Source organism: Aureimonas sp. AU4 (genome assembly GCF_001463765.1).
Taxonomy (GTDB): Bacteria; Pseudomonadota; Alphaproteobacteria; order Rhizobiales; family Rhizobiaceae; genus Aureimonas.
In genome coordinates this window covers 1-25,918 of record NZ_BBWK01000064.1, presented here as the reverse complement: position 1 = coordinate 25,918, position 25,918 = coordinate 1, and the positions used below count along the sequence as shown (strand labels likewise).

Annotated in this window: 29 protein-coding genes; 10 read left to right on the top strand and 19 right to left on the bottom strand. The window is 70.2% G+C overall.

Translation table 11 applies throughout. The features are described 5' to 3' along the window. Together AUL35_RS17175 and AUL35_RS17170 are read right to left on the bottom strand one after the other, a co-directional pair. Positions 1-516: CorA family divalent cation transporter (locus AUL35_RS17175; RefSeq protein ID WP_280137349.1), on the bottom strand; the 516-nt coding region annotated here is incomplete at its 3' end. A gap of 4 nt (positions 517-520) precedes the next feature. After that, the gene (locus AUL35_RS17170) at positions 521-1,573 is read right to left on the bottom strand and encodes an aldo/keto reductase (RefSeq protein ID WP_062016935.1); all 1,053 of its coding nucleotides are present in this window, start codon (positions 1,571-1,573) and stop codon (positions 521-523) included. A 128-nt stretch (positions 1,574-1,701) separates the two neighbouring features. Here AUL35_RS17170 and AUL35_RS17165 point away from each other — a divergent pair, with 128 nt between their 5' ends. Beyond that, a complete protein-coding gene (locus AUL35_RS17165) occupies positions 1,702-2,382 on the top strand; it encodes an alpha/beta fold hydrolase (RefSeq protein ID WP_062016933.1) in 681 nt (226 codons plus the stop codon). A gap of 3 nt (positions 2,383-2,385) precedes the next feature. On the opposite strand, the gene fabI is transcribed toward AUL35_RS17165, so the two are convergent. From fabI to fabA, 3 genes are all read right to left on the bottom strand, one after another. After that, complete coding sequence (fabI, locus tag AUL35_RS17160) at positions 2,386-3,243, bottom strand: enoyl-ACP reductase FabI (RefSeq protein WP_062016931.1); 858 nt, start codon at positions 3,241-3,243, stop codon at positions 2,386-2,388. An 11-nt stretch (positions 3,244-3,254) separates the two neighbouring features. Next, the gene (gene fabB, locus AUL35_RS17155; RefSeq protein ID WP_062016929.1) at positions 3,255-4,469 is read right to left on the bottom strand and encodes a beta-ketoacyl-ACP synthase I; all 1,215 of its coding nucleotides are present in this window, start codon (positions 4,467-4,469) and stop codon (positions 3,255-3,257) included. Positions 4,470-4,538: 69 nt separating this feature from the next. Beyond that, positions 4,539-5,066, bottom strand: a complete 528-nt coding sequence (fabA, locus tag AUL35_RS17150; protein WP_062016927.1) for a 3-hydroxyacyl-[acyl-carrier-protein] dehydratase FabA — start codon at positions 5,064-5,066, stop codon at positions 4,539-4,541. Between the two features lie 130 nt (positions 5,067-5,196). On the opposite strand from fabA, the gene AUL35_RS17145 reads away from it, so the two are divergent. Together AUL35_RS17145 and irrA are read left to right on the top strand one after the other, a co-directional pair. Next, complete coding sequence (locus AUL35_RS17145; protein ID WP_062016925.1) at positions 5,197-5,667, top strand: hypothetical protein; 471 nt, start codon at positions 5,197-5,199, stop codon at positions 5,665-5,667. Positions 5,668-5,832: 165 nt separating this feature from the next. Further along, entirely contained in the window at positions 5,833-6,300 is a 468-nt protein-coding gene (gene irrA, locus AUL35_RS17140; protein ID WP_082666400.1) for an iron response transcriptional regulator IrrA, read from the top strand. 76 nt (positions 6,301-6,376) lie between these two features. Here irrA and AUL35_RS17135 read toward each other — a convergent pair whose 3' ends face one another. From AUL35_RS17135 to mutM, 11 genes are all read right to left on the bottom strand, one after another. After that, a complete protein-coding gene (locus AUL35_RS17135) occupies positions 6,377-6,919 on the bottom strand; it encodes an SH3 domain-containing protein (RefSeq protein ID WP_082666403.1) in 543 nt (180 codons plus the stop codon). Between the two features lie 237 nt (positions 6,920-7,156). Next, on the bottom strand, positions 7,157-7,537 hold the full coding sequence (locus AUL35_RS17130) for a VOC family protein (protein ID WP_062016923.1): 381 nt from the start codon (positions 7,535-7,537) through the stop codon (positions 7,157-7,159). A 68-nt stretch (positions 7,538-7,605) separates the two neighbouring features. Next, entirely contained in the window at positions 7,606-8,970 is a 1,365-nt protein-coding gene (locus AUL35_RS17125; RefSeq protein WP_082666399.1) for an NAD(P)/FAD-dependent oxidoreductase, read from the bottom strand. Positions 8,971-9,152: 182 nt separating this feature from the next. After that, entirely contained in the window at positions 9,153-9,938 is a 786-nt protein-coding gene (gene moeB / locus AUL35_RS17120; RefSeq protein WP_062016921.1) for a molybdopterin-synthase adenylyltransferase MoeB, read from the bottom strand. Then, complete coding sequence (gene recF / locus AUL35_RS17115; protein ID WP_082666398.1) at positions 9,935-11,080, bottom strand: DNA replication/repair protein RecF; 1,146 nt, start codon at positions 11,078-11,080, stop codon at positions 9,935-9,937. The genes moeB and recF overlap by 4 nt, the downstream gene beginning before the upstream one ends. A 5-nt stretch (positions 11,081-11,085) precedes the next feature. After that, the gene (gene dnaN / locus AUL35_RS17110) at positions 11,086-12,204 is read right to left on the bottom strand and encodes a DNA polymerase III subunit beta (protein ID WP_062016917.1); all 1,119 of its coding nucleotides are present in this window, start codon (positions 12,202-12,204) and stop codon (positions 11,086-11,088) included. A 168-nt stretch (positions 12,205-12,372) separates the two neighbouring features. Continuing rightward, a complete protein-coding gene (gene dnaA, locus AUL35_RS17105; protein WP_062016936.1) occupies positions 12,373-13,806 on the bottom strand; it encodes a chromosomal replication initiator protein DnaA in 1,434 nt (477 codons plus the stop codon). A 101-nt stretch (positions 13,807-13,907) separates the two neighbouring features. Then, positions 13,908-14,345, bottom strand: coding sequence for a rhodanese-like domain-containing protein (locus AUL35_RS17100; RefSeq protein ID WP_062016915.1), 438 nt, complete (start codon positions 14,343-14,345; stop codon positions 13,908-13,910). Between the two features lie 632 nt (positions 14,346-14,977). After that, the gene (rpsT, locus tag AUL35_RS17095) at positions 14,978-15,250 is read right to left on the bottom strand and encodes a 30S ribosomal protein S20 (protein WP_062016913.1); all 273 of its coding nucleotides are present in this window, start codon (positions 15,248-15,250) and stop codon (positions 14,978-14,980) included. Between the two features lie 196 nt (positions 15,251-15,446). Next, complete coding sequence (locus AUL35_RS17090) at positions 15,447-15,788, bottom strand: hypothetical protein (RefSeq protein ID WP_062016912.1); 342 nt, start codon at positions 15,786-15,788, stop codon at positions 15,447-15,449. After that, positions 15,785-16,681 carry a bifunctional DNA-formamidopyrimidine glycosylase/DNA-(apurinic or apyrimidinic site) lyase gene (gene mutM / locus AUL35_RS17085; RefSeq protein WP_062016910.1) on the bottom strand — a complete coding sequence of 299 codons (897 nt, stop codon included), beginning with the start codon at positions 16,679-16,681 and terminating at the stop codon, positions 15,785-15,787. The genes AUL35_RS17090 and mutM overlap by 4 nt, the downstream gene beginning before the upstream one ends. Positions 16,682-16,819: 138 nt before the next feature. On the opposite strand from mutM, the gene ubiE reads away from it, so the two are divergent. The 5 genes from ubiE (at position 16,820) to AUL35_RS17060 (ending at position 21,677) form a co-directional block, all read left to right on the top strand. Continuing rightward, positions 16,820-17,599 carry a bifunctional demethylmenaquinone methyltransferase/2-methoxy-6-polyprenyl-1,4-benzoquinol methylase UbiE gene (ubiE, locus tag AUL35_RS17080; protein ID WP_062016908.1) on the top strand — a complete coding sequence of 260 codons (780 nt, stop codon included), beginning with the start codon at positions 16,820-16,822 and terminating at the stop codon, positions 17,597-17,599. A 59-nt stretch (positions 17,600-17,658) separates the two neighbouring features. Beyond that, the gene (ubiB, locus tag AUL35_RS17075) at positions 17,659-19,245 is read left to right on the top strand and encodes a 2-polyprenylphenol 6-hydroxylase (RefSeq protein ID WP_062016906.1); all 1,587 of its coding nucleotides are present in this window, start codon (positions 17,659-17,661) and stop codon (positions 19,243-19,245) included. Between the two features lie 148 nt (positions 19,246-19,393). Beyond that, complete coding sequence (gene coaBC / locus AUL35_RS17070; protein WP_062016904.1) at positions 19,394-20,614, top strand: bifunctional phosphopantothenoylcysteine decarboxylase/phosphopantothenate--cysteine ligase CoaBC; 1,221 nt, start codon at positions 19,394-19,396, stop codon at positions 20,612-20,614. Beyond that, the gene (gene dut, locus AUL35_RS17065) at positions 20,611-21,063 is read left to right on the top strand and encodes a dUTP diphosphatase (protein WP_062016902.1); all 453 of its coding nucleotides are present in this window, start codon (positions 20,611-20,613) and stop codon (positions 21,061-21,063) included. The genes coaBC and dut overlap by 4 nt, the downstream gene beginning before the upstream one ends. After that, positions 21,060-21,677, top strand: coding sequence for a LysE family translocator (locus AUL35_RS17060; RefSeq protein ID WP_062016900.1), 618 nt, complete (start codon positions 21,060-21,062; stop codon positions 21,675-21,677). Before dut ends, AUL35_RS17060 begins: the two co-directional genes overlap by 4 nt. 5 nt (positions 21,678-21,682) lie before the next feature. Here the strand turns inward: AUL35_RS17060 and AUL35_RS17055 are convergent, their stop codons facing one another. After that, positions 21,683-22,504, bottom strand: coding sequence for a GGDEF domain-containing protein (locus AUL35_RS17055; protein WP_062016898.1), 822 nt, complete (start codon positions 22,502-22,504; stop codon positions 21,683-21,685). Between the two features lie 288 nt (positions 22,505-22,792). On the opposite strand from AUL35_RS17055, the gene cysK reads away from it, so the two are divergent. Together cysK and AUL35_RS17045 are read left to right on the top strand one after the other, a co-directional pair. Beyond that, positions 22,793-23,821, top strand: a complete 1,029-nt coding sequence (gene cysK / locus AUL35_RS17050; RefSeq protein WP_062016896.1) for a cysteine synthase A — start codon at positions 22,793-22,795, stop codon at positions 23,819-23,821. 155 nt (positions 23,822-23,976) lie between these two features. Then, positions 23,977-24,906 (top strand): mechanosensitive ion channel family protein, encoded by a 930-nt coding sequence (locus tag AUL35_RS17045; RefSeq protein WP_062016894.1) that lies wholly within the window; start codon positions 23,977-23,979, stop codon positions 24,904-24,906. Between the two features lie 94 nt (positions 24,907-25,000). On the opposite strand, the gene rpsU is transcribed toward AUL35_RS17045, so the two are convergent. Together rpsU and AUL35_RS17035 are read right to left on the bottom strand one after the other, a co-directional pair. After that, positions 25,001-25,261 carry a 30S ribosomal protein S21 gene (gene rpsU / locus AUL35_RS17040; protein WP_062016892.1) on the bottom strand — a complete coding sequence of 87 codons (261 nt, stop codon included), beginning with the start codon at positions 25,259-25,261 and terminating at the stop codon, positions 25,001-25,003. A 320-nt stretch (positions 25,262-25,581) separates the two neighbouring features. After that, positions 25,582-25,918 (bottom strand): cytochrome P450 (locus tag AUL35_RS17035; RefSeq protein WP_156418051.1); only part of this gene is annotated, 337 nt, incomplete at its 5' end.

Here is a 25,918-nt window from a genome sequence, read left to right as displayed (position 1 = left end):
GCGCAGGAAGGTGTCGAGCGCCCGCCGTTCCAGCTCGAACAGGTCCTCCTCGACCGACTCGACGACGGCGAGATAGCCCGCCACCACGAAGTCGAGAACGGCGTAGAGAACGTAGTCGACCCCTTGTGCGAGGAGGTCCGGCGCCTCCTCCAGCTGGTCGCGCACGCTCTGCGGGTCGGCGAAGTCGCCGACCCGTACGCTGATGAGGTGGTCCCGACCGAGAAACAGCGCGAGCGTGCCGTAGCGGATCGCATCGCCCTCGCGCGTCACGGTCCGCGCGTTGACCACGATCTCGTCGCCGCGCAGCGTCAGCTTCGGGCGCACGTGCTCGTCGCCCGCATCGCGCACGATCTGCGGATGCAGCGCGCACCGCCTGGCCAGAAGCGTCAGGTCCATCTCGTCCGGATCGACGATCGAGATCCAGGCGAAGTCGGCGTCCGGTGGGACGGGCTCCTCCAGCGAGACCGGCCGCAGCCGCTGGCCGTTGCGGTAGGCGTAGGCGGCGCGGACCGGCACGGGATCAGGGCGCCGGGTTGCCGACGCGCTGGTGGACGGCGTCCACCGCGGCCTGCATCTCGTCGGTCCACCGCACGTCCTCGGCGTCGAGGCTCCGGTCGAGCTGCTCCACCGAGGTCGCGCCCAGGATCGTCGCGGTCACGAAGGGCTGGTTGATCACGAAGGCGTTGGCGAACGTCGCGGGGTGGAGGTCGAACTCGGCGGCCAGACGCACATAAGCATCCACGGCCTCGGCCGCGCCGGGGCGCTCGTAGCGCTGCTGCCGGTCGAACAGCGCCTTGCGCGAGCCGGCGGGCAGCGCGCCGTTGGCGTATTTGCCGGTCAGGAACCCCTGCGCCAGCGGCGAGTAGGCGAGGAGCCCGACATCCTCGCGAAGTGCGATCTCGGCCAGCGCCGTTTCGAACGTCCGGTTGAGGAGGTTGTAGGCGTTCTGGATCGACTGGACGCGGGGACCCTCGCCCCGCTCGCTGGCGGCTAGAAAGCGCATCGTGCCCCAGCCGCTCTCGTTGGAGAGGCCGACATGGCGGACCTTGCCGCTCTGCACCAACCCGGCCAGCGCTTCCAGCGTCTCCTCGATCGGCACCTCGTCGGCGTCGGGAGCAGGCGACTTCCAGCGCGTCGGCACGGCGCCGAAGCCGCTGGTCGGCCGGTCGGGCCAGTGGACCTGATAAAGGTCGATCGTCTCGATGCCGAGGCGCGCCAGCGACTTGTCGACGGCCTCCTCGATGTTGCGGCGGTCGAGGCGGGGCTTGGATTCGTCGTCGCGGAACCAGCGCGAGTCGGAACGGCCGACCACCTTGGTGGCGACGAGCACCCGCTCGCGGTTGACGCCTTGCCGCAGCCAGGAGCCGATGAAGCGCTCGGTCGCTCCTTGCGTCTCGGCCTTGGGCGGGATCGGGTAGAGTTCGGCCGTGTCGAGAAGATCGACGCCGCGCTCGACGGCCCGGTCGAGCTGCCGGTGCGCCTCGTCTTCGGTGTTCTGCTCGCCGAAGGTCATGGTGCCGAGGCTGATGCGGCCGACCTGGAGGCCGGTCCGACCGAGCGGTCGCTTCTGCATGGGGGAATGCTTTCAGTGGGAGGATGGCGGGGTCGCCATAGCCGCTTGCGCCGCGCTCGGCAAATCGTCGTTAAGCCTAGCTGACCTACATGGGCCGCAACGCCCACCCAGAGTTCCGGGATACGCCCATGCTCCTCCTGCTGGTTCCCGCCTTCGCCTGCGACGGCGACCTCTTCGAACCGTTCGTGCCGCTGCTGCGACCGGACTTCGACTGCGAGTGCGTGATCGGGGAGGAGCCTGACCTCAAGGCCTGCGCCGCACAGGTCGTGGCTCATGCCGCCGGGCGCCCGTTCGTGGTCGGCGGCACGTCCTTCGGCGGCCATGTCGCGCGCGAGGTGGCGCTGCTGCGACCGGCCAACCTGCGCGGCCTCGTGGTGATGGGCGCGAGCGCCCGCGCGCCGGCCGATCGCGCGGTGTTCGACCAGCGCCGCGCCCGGATCGAGGCGGGCCTCGCCGCCGAGATGAACGAGGACATGGCCCGGCGCATCGTGTTCGAGGAGGAGGGCAGGGGACAGGAAGCGGCCGACACGTTCCGCCGCATGGCGGCGCGTGCGCCGACCGATCGCCTGCTTGCCCAGAACGAGGCGCTGGCGACGCGGCCCGACCGGCTCGGCGATCTTGCCTCGGTCGACGTGCCGACCCTTCTGATCTGGGGAGCCGAGGACGGATTCTCGCCGCCGGCCGAGGGGCAGCTCATGGCGGAGCGGATGCCCGATGCCCGCTTCGTGGAGCTCGAGGCCTGCGGCCACCTGCCGAGCCTCGAGACGCCGATGCGCGTGGCGAGCGAGATCCGCTCGCGCTTCGCCTGAGCCCTACTTGGCGGCCTCGGAAACGCTCCCGCCCACCGCCTCGCCGACGATCTCGGCGCGGCGCTCCTGCGCCTTCAACTCGTCGAGGGCAGGCATCGACATGATGTTGTAGCCGGCGTCGACGTAGTGGATCTCGCCGGTCACGCCGCGCGACAGGTCCGACAGGAGGTAGAGCGTCGAGTTGCCGACCTCCTCGTGCGTGACGTTGCGGCGCATGGGCGCGTTGCGGCGCTGGTAGTTCAGCATGAGGCGCGCATCCGAGACGCCGGCGCCCGCCAGCGTGCGCATGGGCCCGGCGGACACGGCGTTGACGCGAATGTCGCGCGGGCCGAAGTCGGCCGCGAGGTAGCGCACCGAGGCCTCCAGCGCGGCCTTGGCGACGCCCATCACGTTGTAGTTCGGCATGACGCGCATCGACCCGCCATAGGTCAGCGTCACCATCGAGCCGCCGTTGTTCATGATGGCGGCGGCGCGCTTGGCGATCTCGGTGAACGAGAAGCACGAGATCACCATGGTGCGGGTGAAGTTCTCGCGCGTCGTGTCGGCGTAGAGGCCCTTCAGCTCGTTCTTGTCGGAGAAGCCGATGGCATGGATCACGAAGTCGATCCGCCCCCACTCCTTCTCCAGCGTCTCGAAGACGCGATCCACCGAGGCGATGTCCTCGACGTCGCAGTCGAGGAGCAGCGAGGAGCCGACCTCGGCCGCCAGCGGTCGCAGGCGCTTGCCGAAGGCCTCGCCCTGGTAGCTGAAGGCGAGCTCCGCCCCTTGAGCCGCCAGCGCCTTGGCCGCGCCCCAGGCGATGGAGTTGTGGTTGGCGACGCCCATCACGAGGCCGCGCTTGCCCTTCATCAGATCGCCCATGACCCTCAAGCCTAGTAGCGCTGGAACACCAGCGATGCGTTGGTTCCCCCGAAGCCGAAGGAGTTCGACATGACGCGCTCGATCCGCCCGTCGCGCCGCTCGCGCAGGATCGGCAGGCCCTCGAACTCGGGGTCCAGCGTCTCGATATGCGCGCTTTCGGCGAGGAAGTCGCCGGCCACCATGAGGAGCGAGTAGATCGCCTCCTGCGCGCCGGCCGCGCCCTGGCTGTGGCCGGTCAGCGACTTGGTGGACGAGATGAAGGGCGCGCGGTCGCCGAAGACCTCGCGCACCGCCGCCATCTCCTTGGCGTCGCCGACACCGGTCGCCGTGCCGTGGGTGTTGATGTAGTCGATCGAACCGCCAACGTTCGCCATCGCCTGGCGCATGCAGCGCACCGCACCCTCGCCGGACGGCGCCACCATGTCGTGGCCGTCCGAGGTCGCGCCGTAGCCGACGAGTTCGGCATGGATCGTCGCGCCGCGCGCCCGCGCGTGCTCCAGCTCCTCCAGGACGAGCACGCCAGCCCCGCCCGAGATCACGAAGCCGTCGCGGCTGACGTCATAGGCACGCGAGGCGGTGGCCGGGGTGTCGTTGTGCTTGGACGACATGGCGCCCATGGCGTCGAAGAGGTCGGCCATGGTCCAGTCGAGCCCCTCGTGGCCACCGGCGAACATGACGTCCTGCTTGCCCCACTGGATCTGCTCGGCCGCGTTGCCGATGCAATGGGCCGAGGTCGAGCAGGCCGACGAGATCGAGTAGTTCACGCCGTGGATCTTGAACCAGGTCGCGAGCGTCGCCGAGGCCGAGGAGCTCATGGCCTTCGGCACGGCGAAGGGGCCGATGCGCTTGGGGCTCTTGTTCTTGAGCGTCGTCTCGGCGGCCTCGAAGATCGTGCGCGTCGAGGGTCCGCCCGAGCCCATGATGATGCCGGTGCGCTCGTTGCCCGCAACATCGCCCTCTTCGAGGCCCGAGTGGGCGATGGCCTGGCTCATCGCGACGTGGTTCCAGGCCGCGCCCTCCGACAGGAAGCGCAGGGCCCGGCGGTCGACGTGCTCGGCGACGTCGAGCTCGGGGCGACCCCACACCTGGCTTCGGAAGCCATGCTCGGCGAAGTCGGGCGAGAAGGAGATGCCGGATCTCGCCTCGCGCAGCGAGGCCGACACGGCCTCCAGCCCGACACCGATCGACGAAACGATGCCCATTCCGGTCACGACGACCCGACGCATGGCCGAAATCTCCTCAAAGTCTGGCCCAGCCGTTCCGGCCGGGGCCTCATGTCACGCGGACGGCGGCGCTCAGCCGCCGGCCGGCTCGTCGGCGTCCTGGAACAGGCCGACGCGCAGGTTGCTCGCCTGATAGATGACCTCGCCGTCGGCCTTCATCCAGCCTTCGGCGATGCCGAGCTTGAGCTTGGAGCGCATGACGCGCCGGAATTCGACGCCGTACTCGACCAGCTTGACCTTGGGCGTCACCTGGCCCGTGAACTTGACCTCGCCGACGCCGAGCGCGCGGCCGCGGCCCGCTTCGCCGAGCCAGCCGAGATAGAAGCCCGTGAGCTGCCAGAGCGCGTCGAGGCCGAGGCAGCCGGGCATGACCGGGTCGCCCTGGAAGTGGCAGGCGAAGAACCAGAGGTCCGGCGAGACGTCGAACTCGGCCCGGATCGAGCCCTTGCCGAACTGGCCGCCGTCGGTGGTGACCTCGGTGATACGGTCGAACATCAGCATGGGCGGCAGCGGCAGCTGCGCGTTGCCGGGACCGAACATCTCCCCACGCGCGCAGGCGAGGAGTTCTTCCTTGCCGAATCGTGTCGCCGTGCTGCTCATCGCCCTGCCCTTGGGTTCGCGCGGCCTGGCCGCCCAATCGTCGCGCCGACGCCCTTAGCACGGGGCGCGGTGAGGGCAAATGCGCTAAGCCGCAATGCGATCCTCCTCGCTTCCACCGGATGACCCCGCGATGCCGCTTCCGTTTCGTGCCGTCCCGCTCCTGATCCCGCTTCTGTGCGGCCTTCCGCTTCCCGCCGCCGCGCAGGTCTGGAAGGCCGAAGTGGAGGGGGGCGCGACCAGCGCGGGCTTCACGCAGAAGGGGCGGCTGGCCGGCCTCGTCTTCCGCTGCGCGGGGCCTGGGCGCGTCCGCCTGATCCTGTCGGGCGATGGAACGCGCTTTTCCGACGACCGCCCCCGCACGCTGGTTCTCTCGGTCGACGGAATGGCTCAGAGCACCACGGTTACCGCCGAGCCCGAACCGAACGGCACGGGCGCGAGCCGCTTCGCCCGCGAGGATCGGCTGGAGCAGGCGGACGCTCTCCTGAACCTCCTGTCGAAGGGGCGGGAGGTCGAGGTGTCCGGTCCGTCCGGCGCGTTCCGCCTGCCGCTCAAGGGCTCGGGCGCCGCGATCGCGCGGCTCCGCGCGGCCTGCGCGGGCTGATGGCCGGTGGACGGGGACCGCTCCCGCCCTGCCTCGCGATTGTCGCCCGGTGCGCGAGCCGCTAGAATAGGCGTCACGCTCCCGGAAGCCCGAGGGGTTGCGATCTCTCGCCGCCGCTCATAAAACTTGGGACCCAAAGTCAACTTTATGCCGGAAAGCCGATCCATGGACCAGCGGGTCACGACCCACGCGCACGACCATCCGGCCGCCAAGACGCAGGGTTTCTGCGTCTTCGAGCGCCTGCGTGCCGCCGGCCTTCGCCCGACGCGCCAGCGCGTGGCCCTGTGCAACCTTATCTTCGGGGCGGGCGACCGCCACCTGTCGGCGGAGGACCTGCACGAGGAAGCCCACAAGGCCGGCGAGCCCGTGTCGCTGGCCACCGTCTACAACACGCTGCATCAGTTCACGGATGCCGGCATCGTGCGCCCCCTCTCGGCCGAGGGGCAGCGCACCTATTTCGACACCAACACCTCGGACCACCATCACTTCTTCGTGGAGTCCGAGAACACGATGATCGACATTCCCCACGGCACGATCCAGGTCGGCAACCTGCCCACGCCGCCCGAGGGCATGGAGATCGTCAACGTGGATGTCGTGGTGCGCCTGCGCCGCAAGGCTGCGCCCGGCGTCTGAGGCCGATCTCTCCCGGATACAGAAAGGGCCGGCCGGGATCACCCGCCGGCCCTTTTCGTGCCCGGAACCGGCGCGCTCAGAAGCGCTCGTCGGGATACACGCCCCAGATCTCGTTCTGGGCGACGAAGCCCTTGCGGCCCGCCGCCTCGACCTGACACCAGCCGAACGAGCACTCGCGCACCTTGGTGACGACGCCCGGCTCCATCTCAGCCACGACCGGACCATCGGTGGCCGCCGAGCGGTGCATCGCGATCGTCGCTTCCTTCTTGCCCTTCAGCCAGGGAGCGGCCAGCGCGGTGCGGTCGCCCGACAGGAGCGAGCGGTGCACCCAACCCTCGGTGCCTTCCGCGTCGCGGATGCGGCGCCACAGGTCGTATTCCTGGATGATCTCCACCGGCAGGCCGGGCTTCAGGTAGAGCCAGGAGACCGCATAGTCCTTGCCGGGGCCGACGCGCAGGTTCACGCGCGCCGCCTTCAGCGACACGAAGCGGGGCAGCGGCAGGCGCGCGGCTCCGGTCGCCGACCCCTCGCCGGGCTCGGCGGTCTCGGTGGATTCGGTCAGCGCCCCTTCCGGGCGGGTCGCGGCGGCGGCGGGGGTCTGTGCGTGCGCGACGGGCAGCGCGGTGCAAAGCACCGTCAAGCCGAGAAGGGCGGTGAGGATGCGGGAGTGGATGGGGGAGGACACGGGAAGCAACGGACTCCTGGAGCGCGGCAGACCCGGCCCCTGCGCGCCGCCATGGCGGCGACCGGAGGCTGGACTGCGCGTCGTCTGATGGGTCCGACTATCGCGGATCGCGGTTAACGATCCCTTCCCGCCATCGCGTCCGGGCCTCGTCCTGCGGACGGCAGCCCTGCCTCAAGCCTCGCGCGTCGCCGCGGATCGGGCGGTCAGCTTGTTTCCATCGGGATCTCTGAGATAGGCGACGAAGGCCCCGTTCGGGCGCTCGCTCGGCGGGGTCTCGATCGCCCGTCCGCCATGCGTCTTGCCCGCCTCGTGCCAGGCGAGGACGTGGTCGGGGCTGGCCGCCGCGATGCCGATGGTGCCGCCATTGGCGGCGCTTGCGGGAAGGCCGTCTATCGGCTTCGTGACCATCAGCCGCCCGTTCTCGTGGATGTAGACCAGCCGGCCTCTCGCATCCCACTCGCCCGGCCGGCCTCCCAAGGCGGCGAACGTGGCGTCGTAGAACCGCTTGGATCGCTCCAGATCGTTGCTGCCGATCATCACGTGGGTGAACATGCGTCCTCCTTCAGCACGACCCGAAAAGCGATCATCCGCCGATCCTGTCAGTTCGCCGAACCCGTTGCTCAGGCTGCGATGGCCTGCGTGCCCGTCGCCCGCGCCTCGACCATCGTCTCGCCGCCGACATAGCGCGCGACATCCTCCATGCGGTGGATCGTGCGCCAGTAGACGTCCTCCATCAGGATATGGGCGAACTCGCCGTTGCGCCCGATGCTCCAGAGGCCTTCGACGCCGGTCGAGCGGCTGAAGCGCTGCCGCTCGTCCTCGTATTTCGAGAGGTAGACGGGATAGGAAACGGGGGTGCGGATCGTGCCGCCGGCTCCCAGGTAGCTCGCGCGCAGGTGCTCGCCGTAGATCTCGCACAAGCCGTCGAGGCAGCGCTTGGCGAGTTCCTCGTCGCTCATCGTCCAGCGCTCGTCGCCGACTTCGCAGCCGATGTCGAAGGTGAGCAGCGTCTTTCCCTCGGGCGCGAGCTGCGGCATCGAGAAGGGCGCCTCCGTCACGCGGAAGAAGGTCTGCTTGCGATCCGGGACCCAAGCCATCGTGTCGGGAAGGAGATGGCGCCCGAGGAAGCGCAGGTTGACGAAGATCATGGGGCGGTAGCGGAAGCCCTTCAGCCCGTCCAGCGCGTCGCTGCCCTCGAGAAGCCGCGGCAGGACGTGGACCGGGGCGGTCGAGATCGCGGCCGAGACCGGGATGTCCTGGCCGTGGACGCGCACCGCCGCGACGCGGCCCCGCTCCACGACGACGCGCTCCACCGGCGACTCCAGCCGCACCGAGCCGGACAGGCGGTTCAGCGCAGGCTCCAGGAGCTTGGCGATGCCCCCTTCCGGATAGACATGGTAGACCCCCGCGCCCTCGGGCATCGTGCGCGTATAGCCGTTGCACACGGCGCGCTTCGTCACCTTGGCGGCGGCGTTGAGATAGAGCGACTTCAGGACGCTGTTGCCGAACTTCTCGCCGACCGAGGGGGCAAGCTCGTCGGCCGGGGCGCCGGACCAGGCTTCCACGAGCGGGATGGCGACCGCCTCGGCCATCGGCTCGCCGTAGAGGCGGCGGAAGAGGGCGGCGGCATGGGGCGCTCGGCCCTCATGGCGCGTCATGCGCGCGGCGACCGCACCCGCCAGGAAGTGCGGGTCCAGCATGAGCCCGAACGGATGGCTGTAGTTGCGTCCGTTCACGGTCACCGCCTCGCCGTAGTGGCGAACGGTGCGGCAGATGGATTCGGAGCCAAGAGCCCTGGCGAGCCGGTTGCTGATGAAGTGCGCGCCGTAGTCGTAGGAGAAGCCTTCCTCGTCCTTGAACGAGGCGGCCATGCCACCGACCGCGCGACCGGCCTCGAACACGATCACAGGGAGGCCGCGCCGTCTCAGCTCGTCGGCGGCGGTCAGGCCCGCCAGGCCCGCACCCAGAACGGCGATCGGCTTCATCGTGGTTTCTCCTCGCACCCGAACCGTTGTTCTCCCGTTCGTCAGCTGGGTGACGGAAGGGAAGCTTCGTTCTTCTGGCGGGAGGATGATGGACGTCCATGAAAAGATCACGGACTCGTTATGGTGAATCGTCGGCAAATGCTCCGCTTGGTTAAGGCGGGCATTCGCTGAAAATCGAATCCTTACGAACGCTCGGCCGTTGCCGGCCTGCGGTACCGGATCTCCTCGAAGCGCATCCGCAGCGTGTCGACGAGGAGCAGCCGTCCGACGAGCGGTGTGCCGGCCCCCGTCACGAGCTTGATGGCCTCGGCAGCGGCCAGCGTGCCGAGGATGCCGGTGACGACACCCAGGATCCCGGCCTCGGCGCAGGTGGGTACCATTCCCTCCGGCGGCGGGCTCGGGAAGAGGTCGCCGTAGCGCGGACAGGGACGGCCGTCCGCATCCGTCCGGAAGGGGGTCAGCACCGTCAGCGAGCCGGAAAAGCGCTGGACGGCGGCGCTGACGAGCGGTCGCTCCGCCGCCTCGCACAGGGCCGCCAGCGCATAGCGCGTCGCGAAGTTGTCGGAGCCGTCGATCACGAGGTCGTAGCGCCCGACGATCGCGGGACCGTTCTCGGCGTCGAGGCGAAGCGCATGCGGCTCGACCCTGACATGCGGGTTGAGACGGTGGATCGCGTCCGCCGCGCTGTCGAGCTTCGGGCGCCCGACGTCGGCGGTCCCGTGCAGGATCTGGCGCTGAAGGTTGGACAGCGACACGTGGTCGTCGTCGGCGAGGCCGAGCGTGCCGACGCCGGCGGCGGCAAGGTAGAGGGCGGCGGGCGATCCGAGGCCGCCGGCGCCGACCAGGAGGATGCGGGCCTGCGCCAGGCGCTGCTGGCCGGGGCCGCCGATCTCCGGCAAGACGAGATGGCGCGCGTAGCGCTCGATCTCGTCGCGCGACAGGGGGGAAGGCGCGGGGGAAGAGGTCATGGCACCTGTCCTTCCGAGACGGCGAGGCGCTGCGCGCGGGCTCCCAGCGCCTCGAACAGCGAGGCGTCGGTTCCCGTCAGGAAGCTCTGGACGCCGAGATCCTCCAGGATGTCGAAGAGCGCGGCGCGCCGGCCGGGGTCGAGATGCGCCGCGACCTCGTCGAGAAGGAGGACCGGCGCCATGCCGGAAGACGCCTCCACCAGCCGGGCATGGGCAACCACCAGCCCGATCAGGAGCGCCTTCTGCTCGCCGGTGGAGGAAAGGGCGGCCGGCATGTCCTTGAGGCGATGGCGCACCTCGAGCTCGGCGCGGTGCGGCCCCTCGGTGGTGCGTCCGGCGGCCCGGTCGAGCACGCGCCGCTCGCGCAGGCGCGCGGCGACGAGGTCTTCGAGATCAGCGGCCGGACCCGCGAGGTCAATCTCCTCGTAGCCCGACTGGAGGCGCAGTTCCGCCAGCGGAAAGGGCGAGCCGGCGGTTGCCTCGATGCGCGCCGCCAGGCGTTGCGCGAGATCGGCCCGCGCGAGCGCCAGCGCCAGCCCGTGCTCGGCCATCTGCCGCTCGATCGCCAGCAGCCAGCGGTCGTCGAGACGGTCCTCGGAGAGGAGCTTGTTGCGCCCGCGCACGAGACGCTCGTAGTCGAGCGCGCGGCGCCCGTGGGCCGGGTCGACCGTCAGGACCATGCGGTCGAGAAAGCGCCTCCGGTCGCCGGCGGGACCCGTGAAGAGCCCGTCCATCGCCGGCGTCAGCCACACGACGCGCAGATGGTCGAGGAGTTCGTCGACGGTGCGCGCGGGCGTGCCGTCGAAGCGCACCATGCGCGAGGAGCCGTTCTCGTCGGGCCGCACGAGCGTCTGGACGTCGAGCCGCCCCGTCGCCGGGGAGCCGAGGCTCGCGCGCACCGAGAACGCGCCCGAGCCGCCGGCCCGCGCCATCTCGCCGTAGCTCGCGCGCCGCAGGCCCCGGCCGGGCGAGAGCAGCGAGAGCGCTTCCAGGAGGTTGGTCTTGCCCGCGCCGTTGTCGCCGTGGAACACGACGAAGCGGCTCTCAAAGCCGACCGAGAGCTGGCGGTAGTTGCGGAAGTCGGCGAGCTGAAGTGCCTCGACCGGCAGCGAGACCGCCGGGGAGGGGGCGTCCGCCTCGATCGCGCTCAGACGCGCATCGGCATGAGGACGTAGAGCGTGCCCTCGTCGCCGCCGTCGCGGATCAGGGTCGGCGAGCCCGGATCGGCCAGCATGAACACAGCCTCCTCGCCCGACAGCTGGCCGGTGATGTCGAGGAGGTACTTGGCGTTGAAGCCGATCTCGATCTCGTCGGAATCGTAGCCGACCGCGAGTTCCTCCGTCGCCGTGCCGCTGTCGGGCGAGTTGACGGTGAGCGTCAGCTGGCTGTCGGCCACCGCCAGCTTCACCGCGCGCCCGCGCTCGGTGGAGATGGTGGACACGCGGTCGACCGCCTGGCTGAAGCTCTGCCGGTCGAGGCGCAGCGCCTTGTCGTTGCCGGTCGGGATGACGCGCTGGTAGTCCGGGAAGGTGCCGTCGATAAGCTTCGAGGTCATCACGACCTCGCCCACGGTGAAGCGGATCTTGGCGTCCGACAACTCGACTTCAACCGTGTCGTCGGCCTCGCCGAGGAGCTTCTGGATCTCCGACACGGCCTTGCGGGGGATGATGATGCCCGGCATCCCCTCCGAGCCGACAGGCGCGTCCATCTCGGCGCGCGCCAGGCGATGGCCGTCGGTCGCCACCGCGCGAAGGCGCAGGGCGCCCCCGGACTCGATCGTGTGGAGGAAGATGCCGTTCAGGTAGTAGCGCGTCTCCTCGGTGGAGATGGCGAACTGCGTGCGCTCGATGAGGCGCGCGAGGTCGGACGCCTTGAGCGTGAAGGCGTGCGTGAAGTTGCCGGTCGTGATGTCGGGGAAGTCGGCCTCGGGCAGGCACTGGAGACGGAAGTTGGAGCGCCCCGAGGTGACGGTCATCTGACCGCCCTCGCCATTGGTGTGCAGCTCCACCTCGGAGCCGTCCGAGAGCTTGCGCACGATGTCGTAGAGAAGGTGCGCGGGAACCGTGGTCGCGCCGTCCTGGTCGCCGCTCGCCGGCACGCGCTCGGTGATCTCGATGTCGAGGTCGGTGGCCTTGAGGCGCAGCGCCCCGTCCTCGGTCTTGAGGAGGACGTTGGACAGGATCGGGATCGTGTTGCGCCGTTCCACCACGCGGTGGACATGCGACAGGGACCGCAGGAGGTTCGACCGCTCGATCGTGATACGCATGACAGGGAACCGCTCGGAACGCGAAGGCCCCGCCCAGAGGGCGAGGCCCGTGAAAAAGGGTCCGAACCTTTTAGATCAAGCCGGTGACGGCGCAAAGCAAAACCCGCCCCGCGTGCTCGAAAGCCTGTGATGAGCGGGGAGAAGGCGGAGCGTAGCCCGCCTGCGGCCTCACTCCTCGATCATGCGGCGGATGACGTCGAGCTCCTCGGAGAGCTTCTCGTCGTTGGCCCGCTCCGCCTCAATCTTGCGCACCGCGTGGAGCACGGTCGTGTGGTCGCGCCCGCCGAAGCGCCGGCCGATCTCTGGCAGCGAGCGCGGCGTCATGGTCTTGGCAAGATACATCGCGATCTGGCGCGGGCGCACGATGGTGCGCGTGCGCCGGGCCGAGAGGATGTCGGTGCGCGACACGTTGTAGTGGCGCGACACGAATTTCAGGATGTCCTCGATCCGGATCCGCTTCTCGCCGCCGGTGCGGGTCAGCTGGTTGAGAAGGTCGTCGAGGTGGTCGTTGGAGAGCGGCTGGCCGACCGCATGGCGGAAGGCGATCTGGTTGAACGCGCCCTCGAGGTCGCGGCCCGAGCCGGCGACGCGCCGGGCGATCGTGTCGATCACCGTCTCGTTCACCGCGAACGAGGGGTCCTCGCCCCGCATGGCCGAGACCCGCGTCTGCAGGATGCCGCGGCGCATGTCGAGGTCGGGATGGGCCATCTCGATAGAGACGCCGCCCGACAGGCGCGAGCGCACCCGCCCGTCCAGCGATTCGAGCTCGAAGGCCGGGCGGTCGGCCGCCACGATCACCTGGCGCGCCGAATCGATCAGCGCGTTCAGGAGATGGCAGAACTCCTGCTGGATCGACTTGCCCTGCAGGAACTGCATGTCGTCGATGATCAGGATGTCGATGCCGCGCAGGTTCTCCTTGAAGTCGAGGGCCTGGTTGTCGCGGATCGCGGTGGCGAAGCGCCACATGAAGTACTCGGCCGTCAGGTACACGACGCGCGGCCGGTCGGCCCGCTGGAGCGCGGCGTTGGCGATGGCCTGGAGGAGGTGCGTCTTGCCGAGGCCCACCGAGGCGTGGAGGAAGAGCGGGTTGAAGCGCACCGAGGCGGGGCCGTTCTCGGCGATCGAGCGGGCGGCGGCGAGCGCCACCCGGTTGGAGGCGCCCTCCACGAAGGTCTCGAAGACATAGCGCGGGTCGAGCGGCGAGCCGAACTCGGGCCGCTGGCTGTTGGGCTCCGTGGCGGGTGCCGCGCGCTCCAGCTGGGCGGGACGCCCGGCGACCGGCGCGGAGGCCGCGACCGGCACGCGGGAAACGGCGGCATCGGCCGGGCGAACGGGCGCTGCGCCCCGCACCGCCGAGCGCACCACGATATCGACCCGCAGCGTGCCGGGAACCTCGTCGGCGAAGATTTGCGCGAGGAGGTCGCGATAGTGGCCGTTGATCCAGGTGCGCAGGAACGCGGTGGGCACGGAAACCTGCACCACGCCCTTGCCGACCTGGTCGAGCTTCATGCGCGTGAACCAGGAGGCGAAGACCTCCGGGCCGAGCTGGGCCTTCAGACGCGCGCTCACGCGTTCCAGGATGTCGGCGTCGGTCTGCGGCATGGGGGCGGCCTCGAGGGGCAGGGCAGCCGTGGCGGCCGGGATCAGGCGGGAGGCTGGCGGACGCGGAGCCGGGCGGCGGCCGGCGTTCTGGTGAAGCGCGCTCATTTCTGCCTCCAGGGCAGGCCGGCGGCCTTCCAGCCGGCGACGCGTCCGCGATGGCCCTCGTCGTCCGGCGGGCCCTCGAAGCCGTCCGCGACGTTGAAGCAATGCTCGAAGCCCGCGCCCGTCAGGGTGGCGGCGCTCGACATCGAGCGGGCGCCCGAACGGCACAGGAAGTAGATGCGCGACTGGCGCGAGCCGCCGGCCGCCTCGACCGCGCCCGCCACCCTGGCCACGAAGCCGGCCGGATCGACGCTCATGGACGGGTAGGACTGCCATTCCGCGAAGATCGGCGCGCGGGCGCCCTCGGGGCTCTCCGGGAAGCCGACGAAGTTCCACTCCGCACTGGTGCGCACGTCGACCAGAAAGCTGTCGGGCTCGGTCCGCAGGGCGTTCCAGCACGCCTCCGCGGTCACGTCGCCCTCGTAGGGGTGGGTCATCGATCTACTCCAAACGCACCGACGCCCCGAGGCGAGGGTCGGCGAAACGCAGTTACAAGACGTATGGATCGCGCCGAGGCGCGCAGCGCATCATGTTCCTCGCCCGGTGGGGCCGGGCCACGATGCCGGGAACCCGTTCGGGCGGCGGCGCGGCTCGGGATTTCGTTGGAAAACGGCTCTTGTCCCCAACCTTCCCCCCGGAAGGCACTTGCTGTTGAGAAAAAGCTACGCAAGCGGCGCGGGGCGGGCAAGCGTTGAATCGAGCGTCGGGACCGCCCCGTGGCGAGACTGTGGCAATCCCGCGAAGGCCGAAATCCACAGCTCGATGCGTAATGCGCTGACTCTATTCCAGATTCCGCGCAGCAACATGAACCGGGCTGTGAAGAAGGCGAGATCGCGGATTTATTTTGACCGCGAATGCTTGACTCCGGAACGCCCTGATATGGGGCAAAGACTCACAGCCGGGCCTGTGGAAAACGTGTAAGACACTGTTAGGACAGGTGTTTCAAACGTTAACGTTTGACGTTTCCTGGCGCGGCAACCATTGGCGTGGTCTGCGATCGGAGGGACCCAAACGCAAAAAGGCCCGGGACGAGCCCGGGCCTTTGAGGTCTTTGAAGAAGGAGGTGCGCTTAGGAAGCGGCGCCGACGGCCTTCACGCGGCTCGCCAGACGAGAGATCTTGCGCGAGGCGGTGTTGCGATGGACCACGCCCTTCGAGGCGGCCCGGGCCAGCTCGGGCTCGGCGGCCTTGAAGGCGGCCTGCGCCGCGGCCTTGTCGCCCGTCAGGATGGCTTCCTCGACCTTGCGGAGGAAGGTGCGCACGCGGGAGCGGCGCGACTTGTTGATCGCCGTGCGACGGGCGATCTTGCGGGCGGCCTTCTTGGCCGACGGCGTATTGGCCATGAGCAGTCTCTCTCGAATGGTTCGAAGAGCGAGGGAGAGGCCGTCGGGGCCGTCCCGCACCCTTGGGGTGAGGTTGGGATTCTGCCGGGCGATGCCGCCAAGGCCCGCACGACGGATCGGGCCGCATCCGAAGACGCCGCCGGAAAACTGCGCGCCTTATAAGGCTGGTGTCCGGTTGCGTCAACCGCGGCGCGGCTTACGCGCCGGCCCGCTCACGTTCGGCCTCGGGAAGCGCGGCGAACCAGGCCGCGTAGGGCGTGTTGTGCGGGGCGTGCCGGTTGAGATCGGGCGCCCCGTCGTGCCACCAGACGGGTCCTCGCTCGCCGAGCCGGCGCTTGGCCTCGTCCACGAGCGCGCGCGCCGCGCGCCGCTCCCCGTCGTCCGCCGCGTCGCGAACGAGGCGGCGCGCGCGCATCAGGTCGCCGACGGCCGCCTCGCGCTCCGCCTCGCCGAGCGCGGGGTCGGTCCGGCGCCACAGCCGATTCTTCGCCACGAAGTAACGCCCGTCCGGCGTCACGGGGTAGGGGGCCGCCGTCACCTCTGGCAGACCGGGCAGAAGAAGGTCGAGCGCCCGGACTGGACGATGCGCGCCACGACCCCCCGGCAGCCCTCGTGGCGGCAGGGCTCGTTCTCGCGGTCGTAGACGGCGAAGCGGTGCTGGAAATAGCCGAGCGAGCCGTCGGCCTGCCGGTAGTCGCGCAGCGTCGAGCCGCCGGCCTCGATCGCGTCGGCGATGGTCTCGCGGATGTCGCGGGCGAGACGGTCGAGGCGCTTCGTCGGGCCGCCGTCGGCGCGCACCAGCGTGCCGGCGAGGCGCCGGGGCGAAAGGCGCGCGCGCCAGAGCGCCTCGCAGACATAGATGTTGCCGAGCCCGGCCACGATCGTCTGGTCGAGAAGCGCGCTCTTCAGCGGCGTCGCCTTGCCCCGCAGGCGGCGGGCGAGCGAAGCGCCGTCCAGTGCATCGCCCACCGGCTCGATGCCGAGGCGCTGGAAATGGGGATGGGCCGCCTCGTCGCTCCCTTCGATCAGCGTCATGTAGCCGAAGCGGCGCGGATCGTTGAAGACGATGCGCGAGGCGGGCGCCTCCATGTGGAAGACGACGTGATCGTGAAGCCGGTCCTCCGAGCGCGCCATGTGGAAGCCGGCCCCCGCCACGACCTCGCCCTCCGGGTGCCGCGCGTCCTCGATGCGGAACGAGCCGGACATGCCCAGATGCATGGCGAGCGTCAGGTCGCCTTCCAGCCGCGCCAGAAGGTACTTGGCGCGCCGGTCGAGCCGCTCGACGCGGCGCCCCGCCACCCGCTCGGCGAACAACGGGTCGAAGGGAAAGCGAAGCCCCGCGCGCCGCAGTTCCGCGCGCCCGATCCGCGCCCCCTCCAGCACCGGCTGCAGACCGCGGCGCACCGTCTCGACCTCTGGCAATTCGGGCATGGCTTCTTATTGTCCCTCCCGGGTGTCCTCGTCCTTCCGCCCCATATGGTGCGCCGGACCCCGTTCCGCTAAGCACCCCGGACCGGAAGGCCGAAGGAACCCCTCGTTCCCGGACGGCCGCCAACAGGAGAGCCCGCCATGTCGCGCACCCGCGTCAACGCCACCGACGGCATGGAGACGTCCTACGGCTTCGAGAGCGTCTCGGGCCGCGAGGAGAAGCAGGCGCGCGTCAACGAGGTGTTCCACCGCGTGGCGGAGCGCTACGACGTGATGAACGACCTCATGTCGGGCGGCCTGCACCGGGTGTGGAAGAACGCGGCCGTCGCCTGGCTCTCGCCGCCGCGCCGGGCCGGCTGGCGGTTCCTGGATGTCGCGGGCGGCACGGGCGACGTCGCCTTCCGCATCGTGGAAGCGTCCGGCGGCGCGGCGGACGGCACGGTTCTCGACATCAACGGCTCCATGCTCGCGGTCGGGCGCGAGCGGGCGCAAAAGCGCGGCCTGTCGGGCAACCTGCGCTTCGTGGAAGGCAATGCCGAGAGCCTCGACCTGCCGGACGCCAGCTTCGACGCCTATACGATCGCCTTCGGCATCCGAAACGTGCCGCGCATCGACCTCGCGCTGTCGGGAGCCTTCCGCGTGCTGAAGCCGGGTGGGCGCTTCCTGTGCCTCGAATTCTCCGAGGTGGACCTGCCGGTCCTCGACAAGCTCTACGACGCCTGGTCCTTCGGGGTGATTCCGCGCATCGGCGAGATCGTGGCCAAGGACCGCGAGTCCTACAGCTACCTCGTGGAATCGATCCGCCGCTTCCCGAACCAGGAAAGCTTCGCGAGCGCGATCCGCCGCGCGGGCTTCGAGCGCGTGACCTACCGCAACCTCACCGGCGGCATCGCCGCGATCCATTCGGGCTGGAAGCTCTGAAGTCTCCCGGCAGAGCCCCGCGTTCGTCCCTAGATCCGCAGCCCAGGTAAGGCACGTTCTTGGCCAATCCCATCACCGGCACCGTCGCGCTCCTGCGGGCCCTCTACATCCTCGCGCGCGAGGGCGTCGTCTCAGCCCTGCCGACCGAGGGACTGCCGCCGCTCGGCCTTCTGGCGCACCGCGCGGCGGGCCTGTTCGCAAGCCGCTCCGCCAAGCGCTCGGCGCGCTCCGAGCGCTTGTCCGCAGCTCTCAACCGGCTCGGTCCCTCCTACGTGAAGCTTGGCCAGTTCCTCGCGACGCGGCCCGACATCGTGGGTACCGGCATCGCGCTCGAACTCGGCATGCTTCAGGACAAGGTGCCGCCGTTCCCGCGCGAGCGCGCGATCCAGGACATCGAGGCGACGCTCGGGCGGCGGATCGACGACCTCTTCGTGGAGTTCGGCGAGGTCGTGGGCGCGGCCTCGATCGCCCAGGTCCACCGCGCCGTCGTGCGCACGGCCGAGGGCGAGTTGAAGCCCGTCGCCGTGAAGGTCATCCGGCCGGGCGTGCGCCAGCGCTTCCGGCGCGAGCTGGAAGCCTTCGCCTTCATCGCCCGCGCGCTGGAGCGGCTGGTTCCCGCCTCGCGCCGGCTGCGGCCCGTGGCGGTGGTCGAGACGCTCGCCCAGTCCACCCGCATCGAGATGGACCTGCGCCTCGAGGCGGCGGCTTCGTCCGAGATGGCCGACAACATCCGCGACGACGAGGACTTCCGCGTCCCCCACGTGGACTGGGAGCGCACGGGCCGAGACGTCCTCAGCATGGAATGGGTGGACGGCCTCAAGATGAACGACGTGGCGGCCGTGGCCGCCGCCGGACACGATCTCGACGCGCTCGCCGTCAAGGTCGTGCAGGGCTTCCTGCGCCACGCCATGCGCGACGGCTTCTTCCATGCCGACATGCATCCGGGAAACCTGTTCGTCGCGCCGGACGGCGCGGTGGTGGCCGTGGACCTCGGCATCGTCGGCCGCCTGTCGTCGGACTCGCGCCGCTTCCTCGCCGAGATCCTCTACGGCTTCATCCAGCGCGACTACCGGCGCGTGGCCGAACTCCACTTCGAGGCGGGCTACGTGCCGCGCGGCAAGGACGTCGCCTCCTTCGCGCAGGCGCTGCGCGCCATCGGCGAACCAATCCACGGCCAGCCGGCCGAGACGATCTCGATGGCCCATCTCCTGACGCTGCTCTTCGAGGTGACCGAACTCTTCGAGATGCGCGCGCGCCCCGAGCTCGTGCTCCTGCAGAAGACCATGGTCGTGGTGGAAGGCGTCGCGCGCTCCTACGACCCGCGCTTCAACATGTGGCGCGCCGCCGAGCCGGTGGTCTCCTCCTATATCTACGGCGAGCTCGGGCCGCGCGCCAAGCTGCGCGACGCGCGCGAGGGGCTGGACGCGCTCGGCCGCATCGCGCGCCGACTGCCGGAACTGGCGGTCGGCATCGAGGTCTTCACCAAGAACATGCCCGAACTCATCGAGAACGGCATCCACATCAACGACGACGACCTGATGGAGCTGGCCAAGGAAGGGCGCACCGCCATCGCCATCGGCCACGCCGCGCAGATCATCGGCGCCCTCTCGCTCGCCGTGATCGCCTGGCAGCTGACCTTCGGCTGATTGCGCCCCGGCCGCCGGAAACCTAGTCTGGTCGCCTTGGCCGCGCTGCCGTGGATAGTCTGATGAATCGTACCGCCGACGCGCTGCTTCTCGCGAAGGGCTGCGGCTTCCGCCACATCGTCGTGCGCTCGCAGCCGGACCCGGCTGCATGAGCGCGCTGGCGGGAAAGCGCGTCGTCCTGATCGTGGGCGGCGGCATCGCGGCCTACAAATGCCTCGACCTCATCCGACGCCTGCGCGAGCGCGGCGCGAGCGTCGTGCCGGTGATGACGCGCTCGGCGGCGGAGTTCGTGACGCCGCTCTCGGTCGGCGCGCTCAGCGCCTCGCGCGTCTACGGCGAGCTCTTCCACCGCGAGGACGAACAGGACGTCGGCCATATCCGGCTCGCGCGCTCGGCCGACCTCGTGATCCTCGCGCCGGCCTCGGCCGCGCGCATGGGGCGCATGGCGGCGGGCATCGGCGACGATCTGGCCGGCGCCGTTCTCTTGGCGACGCGCGCGCCGGTGCTGCTCGCCCCCGCCATGAACCCGGCCATGTGGGCCCATCCCGCGACGCGCCGCTCGCTGGAAACCTTGCGCGGCGACGGCCTTCATACGATCGGCCCGAACCGGGGCGAGATGGCCGAAAGCGGCGAGGGCGGCGAGGGGCGCATGGCCGAGCCGCTGGAGATCGTGGCGGCGGCGGAGGCGATCCTGGGGGAGGGGCCGTTGAAGGGACGGCGCATCGTCGTCACTTCCGGGCCGACGCACGAGCCCATCGACCCCGTGCGCTTCCTCGCCAACCGCTCCTCGGGCCGGCAGGGCCATGCGCTGGCCGGGGCGCTCGCCGCGCTGGGGGCGGAGGTCGTCCTCGTATCCGGCCCGGTCGCAATCGCGGACCCGGGCGGCATGGCGCAAATCCACCGCGTCGAGACGGCGCGCGAGATGCAGGCGGCCGTCGAAGCGAGCCTGCCGGCCGATGCGGCCGTGTTCGTCGCAGCCGTCGCCGACTGGCGCATGGCGGAAAGCGCCGACACCAAGATCAAGAAGCGCCCCGGCGAGCCGCCGCCTGCGCTCCGGCTCGTCGAGAACCCGGACATCCTGCGCACGGTGGGCACCGGCCCGCGCCGACCCCGGCTCGTCGTTGGCTTTGCCGCCGAGACGGCCGACCTTCTGGCGAACGCGAAGGCTAAGCTCGCCGCCAAGGGCGCCGACCTCATCGTCGCCAACGACGTCTCGCCGGAGACGGGCGTCATGGGCGGCACGCGCAACACGGTGCGCCTCGTGTCGGCGGAAGGGGTGGAAAGCTGGCCCGAGATGGATAAGGACGAGGTGGCCCGCCGGCTCGCCGCCGAGATCGCGCGGCGCCTTCTGGAACGGACGTCCCCATGAGCGAGCCCCCGATCGGCGTTCGACGCCTGCCCCACGCCGCCGACCTCGACCTGCCGCGCTACGCGAGCGCGGGCGCGGCCGGCGCCGATCTTCGCGCGGCGCTCGGCGAGCCGCTCGTCCTGCCCCCGCTCGGGCGCGCGGCGGTGCCGACCGGCCTCGTCTTCGACATACCACCCGGCTTCGAGGTGCAGGTGCGCCCGCGCTCCAGCCTCGCGCGCCACCACGGCATCACAGTCCTCAACGCGCCCGGCACGGTGGACAGCGACTATCGCGGCGAGATCCTCGTGCTCCTGGTCAATCTCGGCGCCGAGCCCTTCACGATCCGCCACGGCGAGCGCATCGCCCAGGCGGTGGTGGCGCCCGCGCCCCAGGCTGGCTTCCACGCGGTCGAGACCGTGGGCGAGACGGCGCGCGGGGCGGGCGGCTTCGGCTCGACGGGACGCTCGTGACCTCGGCGGCGATCCTTGCCTACGCGCTGGCCCTCGGGCTTGCGGCGGCGACCCCCGGCCCCGGCGTCGTCGCCCTTGTCGCGCGCGCCATCGGCTCCGGCTTCGCGCCGGCCATGGGCTTCGTCGCCGGGCTGATCCTCGGCGACCTCTTCTATCTCCTGATGGCCGTGTTCGGGCTCGCCTTCCTGGCGGACCTCCTCGGCAGCCTTTTCACGGTCGTGCGCTGGGCGGGCGCGGCCTATCTCGCCTATCTCGCGTGGCGCCTGTGGCGCGCGGCGGGCGACAAGGCCCGCATCGGGCAGGAGGCGGGCCGGGGCGTTGCGGAAAGCATGATATCTGGCCTTGCGGTCACGCTCGGCAATCCGAAGACGATCGTCTTCTATCTCGCGCTCCTGCCCGCGATCATCGACCTGTCGCGGGTTCGCACGGCGGACGTGCCGATCCTCGTCCTCGTCACCGCGCTCGTGCTCCTGTGCGTGATGACGCCCTATGCGGCTCTTGCGTCCCGCGCCCGGCGCTGGCTGGCGCGGCCCGGCACGCAGCGCGTCCTTCATCGCGGCGCCGCGCTGGTCATGGCGGGCGCGGCCGTGTGGACCGTCGGGCGCACCGCCTAAAGCCCTCAGGCCCCAAGGCGCAGCCGCTCGGCGGGCGGCGTCGGCGCAAGGCTCGGCACGGTCTCCAGCGTGACGCCGCGCCCGAGCGAGCCCAGCCGCGACAGGACCGCCCGGTTCCGCCCGCCGCGCTTGGCCTGATAGAGGTTCGTGTCGGCGATCTTGTAGACGGCGTCGAAGGCGACGCGCGAGCGCAGCGAGATGCCGCCGATCGACACCGACAGACGCGTGCGCCGGTCGGCGGGACCGACGAAGATCCGCTCGATCGTGGCGCGCAGGCGCTCGGCCACGATCGCCGCCTCGTCGGGACCCGCCCCGCGCAGATAGACACCGAACTCCTCGCCGCCAAGGCGACCCACGAGGTCGTCGCGGCGAACCGAGCGGCGCAGCGTGGCCGCGATCGCCGTCAGCGCCGTGTCGCCCACGGGATGGCCGAGGCGGTCGTTGATGCGCTTGAAGTGGTCGGCGTCGATGATGAGGAGCGTCGCGGGCTCCCCGCCGCTCGTTCCGAGCGCGGCCAGCTGGCCTTGCACGGCTCGCTTGAAGGCGTCGCGGTTCAGAACCTGCGTGAGCCCGTCGCGCGTCGCCACATGCGCCAGCAGCCCGTTCTCGCGCTCCAGGCGTCGCAGGCGCGTCGCGGCGAAGATCTGGATCGGGAGCGTCGAAAGGATGGGAACGAACAGGCAGAACAGGAGCGCCTGGCGCGCGGCCGCCGTGCCGAAGCCGCCGAACACGTAGTAGGCCGCGATCCCGGCGATGCAGGTCGCCAGAACCGCCAGGCCGGACAGTTCCAGGCAGAAGCGCATGAGCGAGCGGAAGGGCGAGGGCATGGGGCGGCGGCATCCGGAGCTAAGCTGAGCGTTCAGCATCCGGGCTTCGGCTTGCCGGGCGGTGAAGATGAAACCGCAAAGTTGATGCATCGCCGGGACCGCTGTTGATCGCGGTACGGGCGTTGCGTCGGAAACCCGGCCCTTGGCAGGATTTTGCCCGGAGGGCGGGGTGAAAAGATCGCGCGGGGCTGGGTCGCGCCCGGGCGGGTCGCTAGTCTTGCGCCACCGCAACCGCGCAGGCATCGGCTCCGTTGGGATACGGACCGCCACAACGGAAGGGCCAGACCCATGGATACCAGCGTCAACCGCGACGGCCCCCGCACCCGGGGGCGCGGCCGCGTCTACGAATCCATCCTCGACACGATCGGCGACACGCCTCTCGTGCGCCTCGACAAGCTCGCCCGCGAGAAGGGCGTGAAGGCTCATCTTCTCGCCAAGCTCGAGTTCTTCAACCCGATCGCCTCGGTGAAGGACCGCATTGGCGTCGCCATGCTGGAGGCGCTGGAGGCGGAGGGCACGATCCGCCCGGGCCACAACACGCTGATCGAGCCGACCTCGGGCAATACCGGCATCGCGCTCGCTTTCGCCGCAGCCGCCAAGGGCTACCAGCTTATCCTGACCATGCCGGACACGATGTCGGTCGAGCGGCGCAAGATGCTGCGCCTACTCGGCGCGGAGCTCGTCCTGACGGAAGGGGCGCGCGGCATGAAGGGCGCCATCGCCAAGGCCGAGGAACTGCGCGCCGAAATTCCCAACGCGGTGATCCCGCAGCAGTTCGAAAACCCGGCCAACCCGCAGATTCACCGCGTCACGACGGCCGAGGAGATCTGGAACGACACCGACGGGTCCGTGGACATCTTCGTCGCCGGCATCGGCACGGGCGGCACGATCACCGGCGTTGGGCAGGTCCTGAAGAGCCGCAAGCCGGGCGTCCATGTCGTCGCCGTCGAGCCGGAGGCCTCGCCCGTTCTGTCGGGCGGCGCGCCGGGTCCGCACAAGATCCAGGGCATCGGCGCCGGCTTTGCCCCGCCGATCCTCGACCGCGAGATCTACGACGAGGTCGTGCAGGTCTCCAACGACGACAGCTTCGAGACCGCGCGCCTCGTGGCGCGGCTCGAGGGCGTGCCGGTCGGCATCTCGTCGGGCGCGGCGCTCGCGGCCGCGATCCGCGTCGGCCAGCGGCCCGAGAACGAGGGCAAGACGATCGTCGTGATCATTCCCTCGTTTGCGGAGCGCTACCTCTCGACCGCCCTGTTCGAAGGGCTGGTGGACGAGAACGAACCCAAGGAAAAGCCGCGCGGCGCGCCCTCGATCTAGGGACGCGCTTGCGGGGCGACGGACGAGAAAGGGCCGCCGGTTCTTGCCGGCGGCCCTTTCCTTTGGGCGGCATCGTCCTTTGTTGAAGGGCGAGCGGGCGGTCCGGGAGGCGAGGGCACCGCTCTCGCCGCCCAACCGCAGCCGCAGGACAGCCAATGCCGATCCAGGACACGATCGCCTCTTCCCAGACCTTCTTTCGTACGCTTTCCGCCCAGGCCGCCGCCTTTCTGCCCAACCTCGTCGCGGCGATCCTGATTCTGCTGATCGGGTTCTTCCTGGCGCGATGGCTGGCGGCTCTCGTCAGCCGCGCCTTCGGCGCCACGGGCCACACGGACGAGACGGTGCGCGGGCCGCTCGTTGCGATCGTGCGCTACCTCGTGATCGTGCTGACGCTGCTCGTCGCCCTGACGCAGGTCGGCGTGCAGATGACCTCGCTTCTGGCTGTCCTCGGCGCCGCGGGCCTGGCCATCGGCCTGGCGCTGCAGGGCACGCTCACCAACATCGCGGCCGGCATCATGCTCCTGTGGCTGCGCCCGTTTCGCGTCGGCGACTATATCGAGACGCAGACCTTCGCGGGCTCGGTGCGTGAGATCGGCCTCTTCGTGTGCCATCTCGAGACCTTCGACGGCCTCTTCGTCTTCGCCCCCAACTCGACGCTCTGGAACGTGTGGATGCGCAACCACTCGCGCGCGCCCTCCCGGCTTCTGGCTTGGTCGATCACGCTTCCGCGCGAGGTCGATCTGGAGGCGGCCCGCTCGACGCTCACGGAAGCCTGGTCGCGCGAGGACGAGGGGCGCTCTCAGCTCGCCGAGCCGGAAGCCTTCCTCGACCAGCTGACGGCCGACGCGCAGGTCATCGTGTTTCGGGGGCGGGTGCAGGACGGCTCGACCGCCCGCGCCCAGCGCTGGACGGCGCAGACCATCCGCCAGATCTTCGTCGAGCGCCTGGGCGCAGCCGCCGAGCCGAGAGCGATCCAGCGCATCGTGCCAGGCGACGCCGATCCCTCGCGCTATCTGGGGAGCGGCGATGCGCCGGTGGCCGGCCGACCCCCGCGCCGCGAGGGGGATGCCGGTCCTTCGGTCTAAGAACACCCGCCACAAAAAAGCACCGGAGCGGCAGGCCGCGTCCGGTGCTTTTCGGATCAAAGGCGCACGCCCGGAAGGGCGCGGCGGTATCGATTTACGAGCGGGGGGCGCCGGCGCCCGCGCCAGCGCGGACCTTCGGCTTCGGGCCGGGGATCAGGCCCTCGCGCTGCGCCTGCTTGCGGGCGGCCTTGCGGGCGCGGCGGATGGCGTCCTGCTTCTCGCGCACGCGACGCTCGGAGGGCTTCTCGTAGGCGCGCCGCTCCTTCATCTCGCGGAACACGCCCTCGCGCTGCAGCTTCTTCTTCAGCGCGCGCAGCGCTTGTTCCACGTTGTTGTCTCGGACGTCGACCTTCAAGACGGCTCCTTTTAGAATCGGGTTGCGGGTGTCGCATTCCGGTGGAAACGCCGGACGCGACGGGTTCGGAATCACTTCAAGAACGGCTCCGGCGTGAGCCGGGGCTGCAAAACGCTACGGGACCCGTTTGGGTTCAAGCGCTCCGACGACCCTTGAGCGGAGAGATCGACAAGGGGGACTGGCATCACAAGGACGCCGGCTCCCCGACGGAGCATAACACGACTGCGCGAGCCCCGAAGGAGGCTCGCCCAAGGTCCGAGGGGGCTTCATGATCCCTTTCGGCGAAAAACGCAAGCGAGCGGTCGCAGACCGTGCCCCCGTCAGCGGCGTGAAACGCGCATGGGCAGCCCGCCCTCGGGTTGCACGGTGATCTTCTGCACGGGCCTCGGCGCGCGGACTCCGGCAAAATCGAAGCGAAGATGCCGCAGGAGCGCGGCCAGCGCGATCACGCCCTCCTGCATGGCGAAGGACGCGCCGATGCACACGCGCGGACCCGCGCCAAAGGGCAGGAAGGCGAAGCGGTCGATGCGCTCGCGCCGGTCCGGCAGGAATCGCTCCGGCCGGAAGTGGCCGGGCTGTTCCCAGAGAGTCTCGTGGCGATGGACGAGCCATGGCATCACAAGAAGCGAGGCGCCGGCGGGAACCGCCATGCCGCGG

What these genes read in the sequence shown, in the direction of transcription:
- dnaN (WP_062016917.1), bottom strand. Translation starts at nt 12,204, where the DNA reads ATGCGTATCACGATCGAGCGGTCGAACCTCCTGCGGTCCCTGTCGCAT.
- AUL35_RS17055 (WP_062016898.1), bottom strand. Translation starts at nt 22,504, where the DNA reads ATGCCCTCGCCCTTCCGCTCGCTCATGCGCTTCTGCCTGGAACTGTCC.
- dnaA (WP_062016936.1), bottom strand. Translation starts at nt 13,806, where the DNA reads ATGCCGCAGACCGACGCCGACATCCTGGAACGCGTGAGCGCGCGTCTG.
- fabA (WP_062016927.1), bottom strand. Translation starts at nt 5,066, where the DNA reads ATGAGCAGCACGGCGACACGATTCGGCAAGGAAGAACTCCTCGCCTGC.
- AUL35_RS17170 (WP_062016935.1), bottom strand. Translation starts at nt 1,573, where the DNA reads ATGCAGAAGCGACCGCTCGGTCGGACCGGCCTCCAGGTCGGCCGCATC.
- ubiE (WP_062016908.1), top strand. Translation starts at nt 16,820, where the DNA reads ATGTCGCGCACCCGCGTCAACGCCACCGACGGCATGGAGACGTCCTAC.
- cysK (WP_062016896.1), top strand. Translation starts at nt 22,793, where the DNA reads ATGGATACCAGCGTCAACCGCGACGGCCCCCGCACCCGGGGGCGCGGC.
- AUL35_RS17100 (WP_062016915.1), bottom strand. Translation starts at nt 14,345, where the DNA reads ATGACCCACCCCTACGAGGGCGACGTGACCGCGGAGGCGTGCTGGAAC.
- fabI (WP_062016931.1), bottom strand. Translation starts at nt 3,243, where the DNA reads ATGGGCGATCTGATGAAGGGCAAGCGCGGCCTCGTGATGGGCGTCGCC.
- coaBC (WP_062016904.1), top strand. Translation starts at nt 19,394, where the DNA reads ATGAGCGCGCTGGCGGGAAAGCGCGTCGTCCTGATCGTGGGCGGCGGC.
- AUL35_RS17125 (WP_082666399.1), bottom strand. Translation starts at nt 8,970, where the DNA reads ATGAAGCCGATCGCCGTTCTGGGTGCGGGCCTGGCGGGCCTGACCGCC.
- moeB (WP_062016921.1), bottom strand. Translation starts at nt 9,938, where the DNA reads ATGACCTCTTCCCCCGCGCCTTCCCCCCTGTCGCGCGACGAGATCGAG.
- rpsT (WP_062016913.1), bottom strand. Translation starts at nt 15,250, where the DNA reads ATGGCCAATACGCCGTCGGCCAAGAAGGCCGCCCGCAAGATCGCCCGT.
- AUL35_RS17165 (WP_062016933.1), top strand. Translation starts at nt 1,702, where the DNA reads ATGCTCCTCCTGCTGGTTCCCGCCTTCGCCTGCGACGGCGACCTCTTC.
- irrA (WP_082666400.1), top strand. Translation starts at nt 5,833, where the DNA reads ATGGACCAGCGGGTCACGACCCACGCGCACGACCATCCGGCCGCCAAG.
- mutM (WP_062016910.1), bottom strand. Translation starts at nt 16,681, where the DNA reads ATGCCCGAATTGCCAGAGGTCGAGACGGTGCGCCGCGGTCTGCAGCCG.
- AUL35_RS17045 (WP_062016894.1), top strand. Translation starts at nt 23,977, where the DNA reads ATGCCGATCCAGGACACGATCGCCTCTTCCCAGACCTTCTTTCGTACG.
- fabB (WP_062016929.1), bottom strand. Translation starts at nt 4,469, where the DNA reads ATGCGTCGGGTCGTCGTGACCGGAATGGGCATCGTTTCGTCGATCGGT.
- dut (WP_062016902.1), top strand. Translation starts at nt 20,611, where the DNA reads ATGAGCGAGCCCCCGATCGGCGTTCGACGCCTGCCCCACGCCGCCGAC.
- AUL35_RS17145 (WP_062016925.1), top strand. Translation starts at nt 5,197, where the DNA reads ATGCCGCTTCCGTTTCGTGCCGTCCCGCTCCTGATCCCGCTTCTGTGC.
- AUL35_RS17130 (WP_062016923.1), bottom strand. Translation starts at nt 7,537, where the DNA reads ATGTTCACCCACGTGATGATCGGCAGCAACGATCTGGAGCGATCCAAG.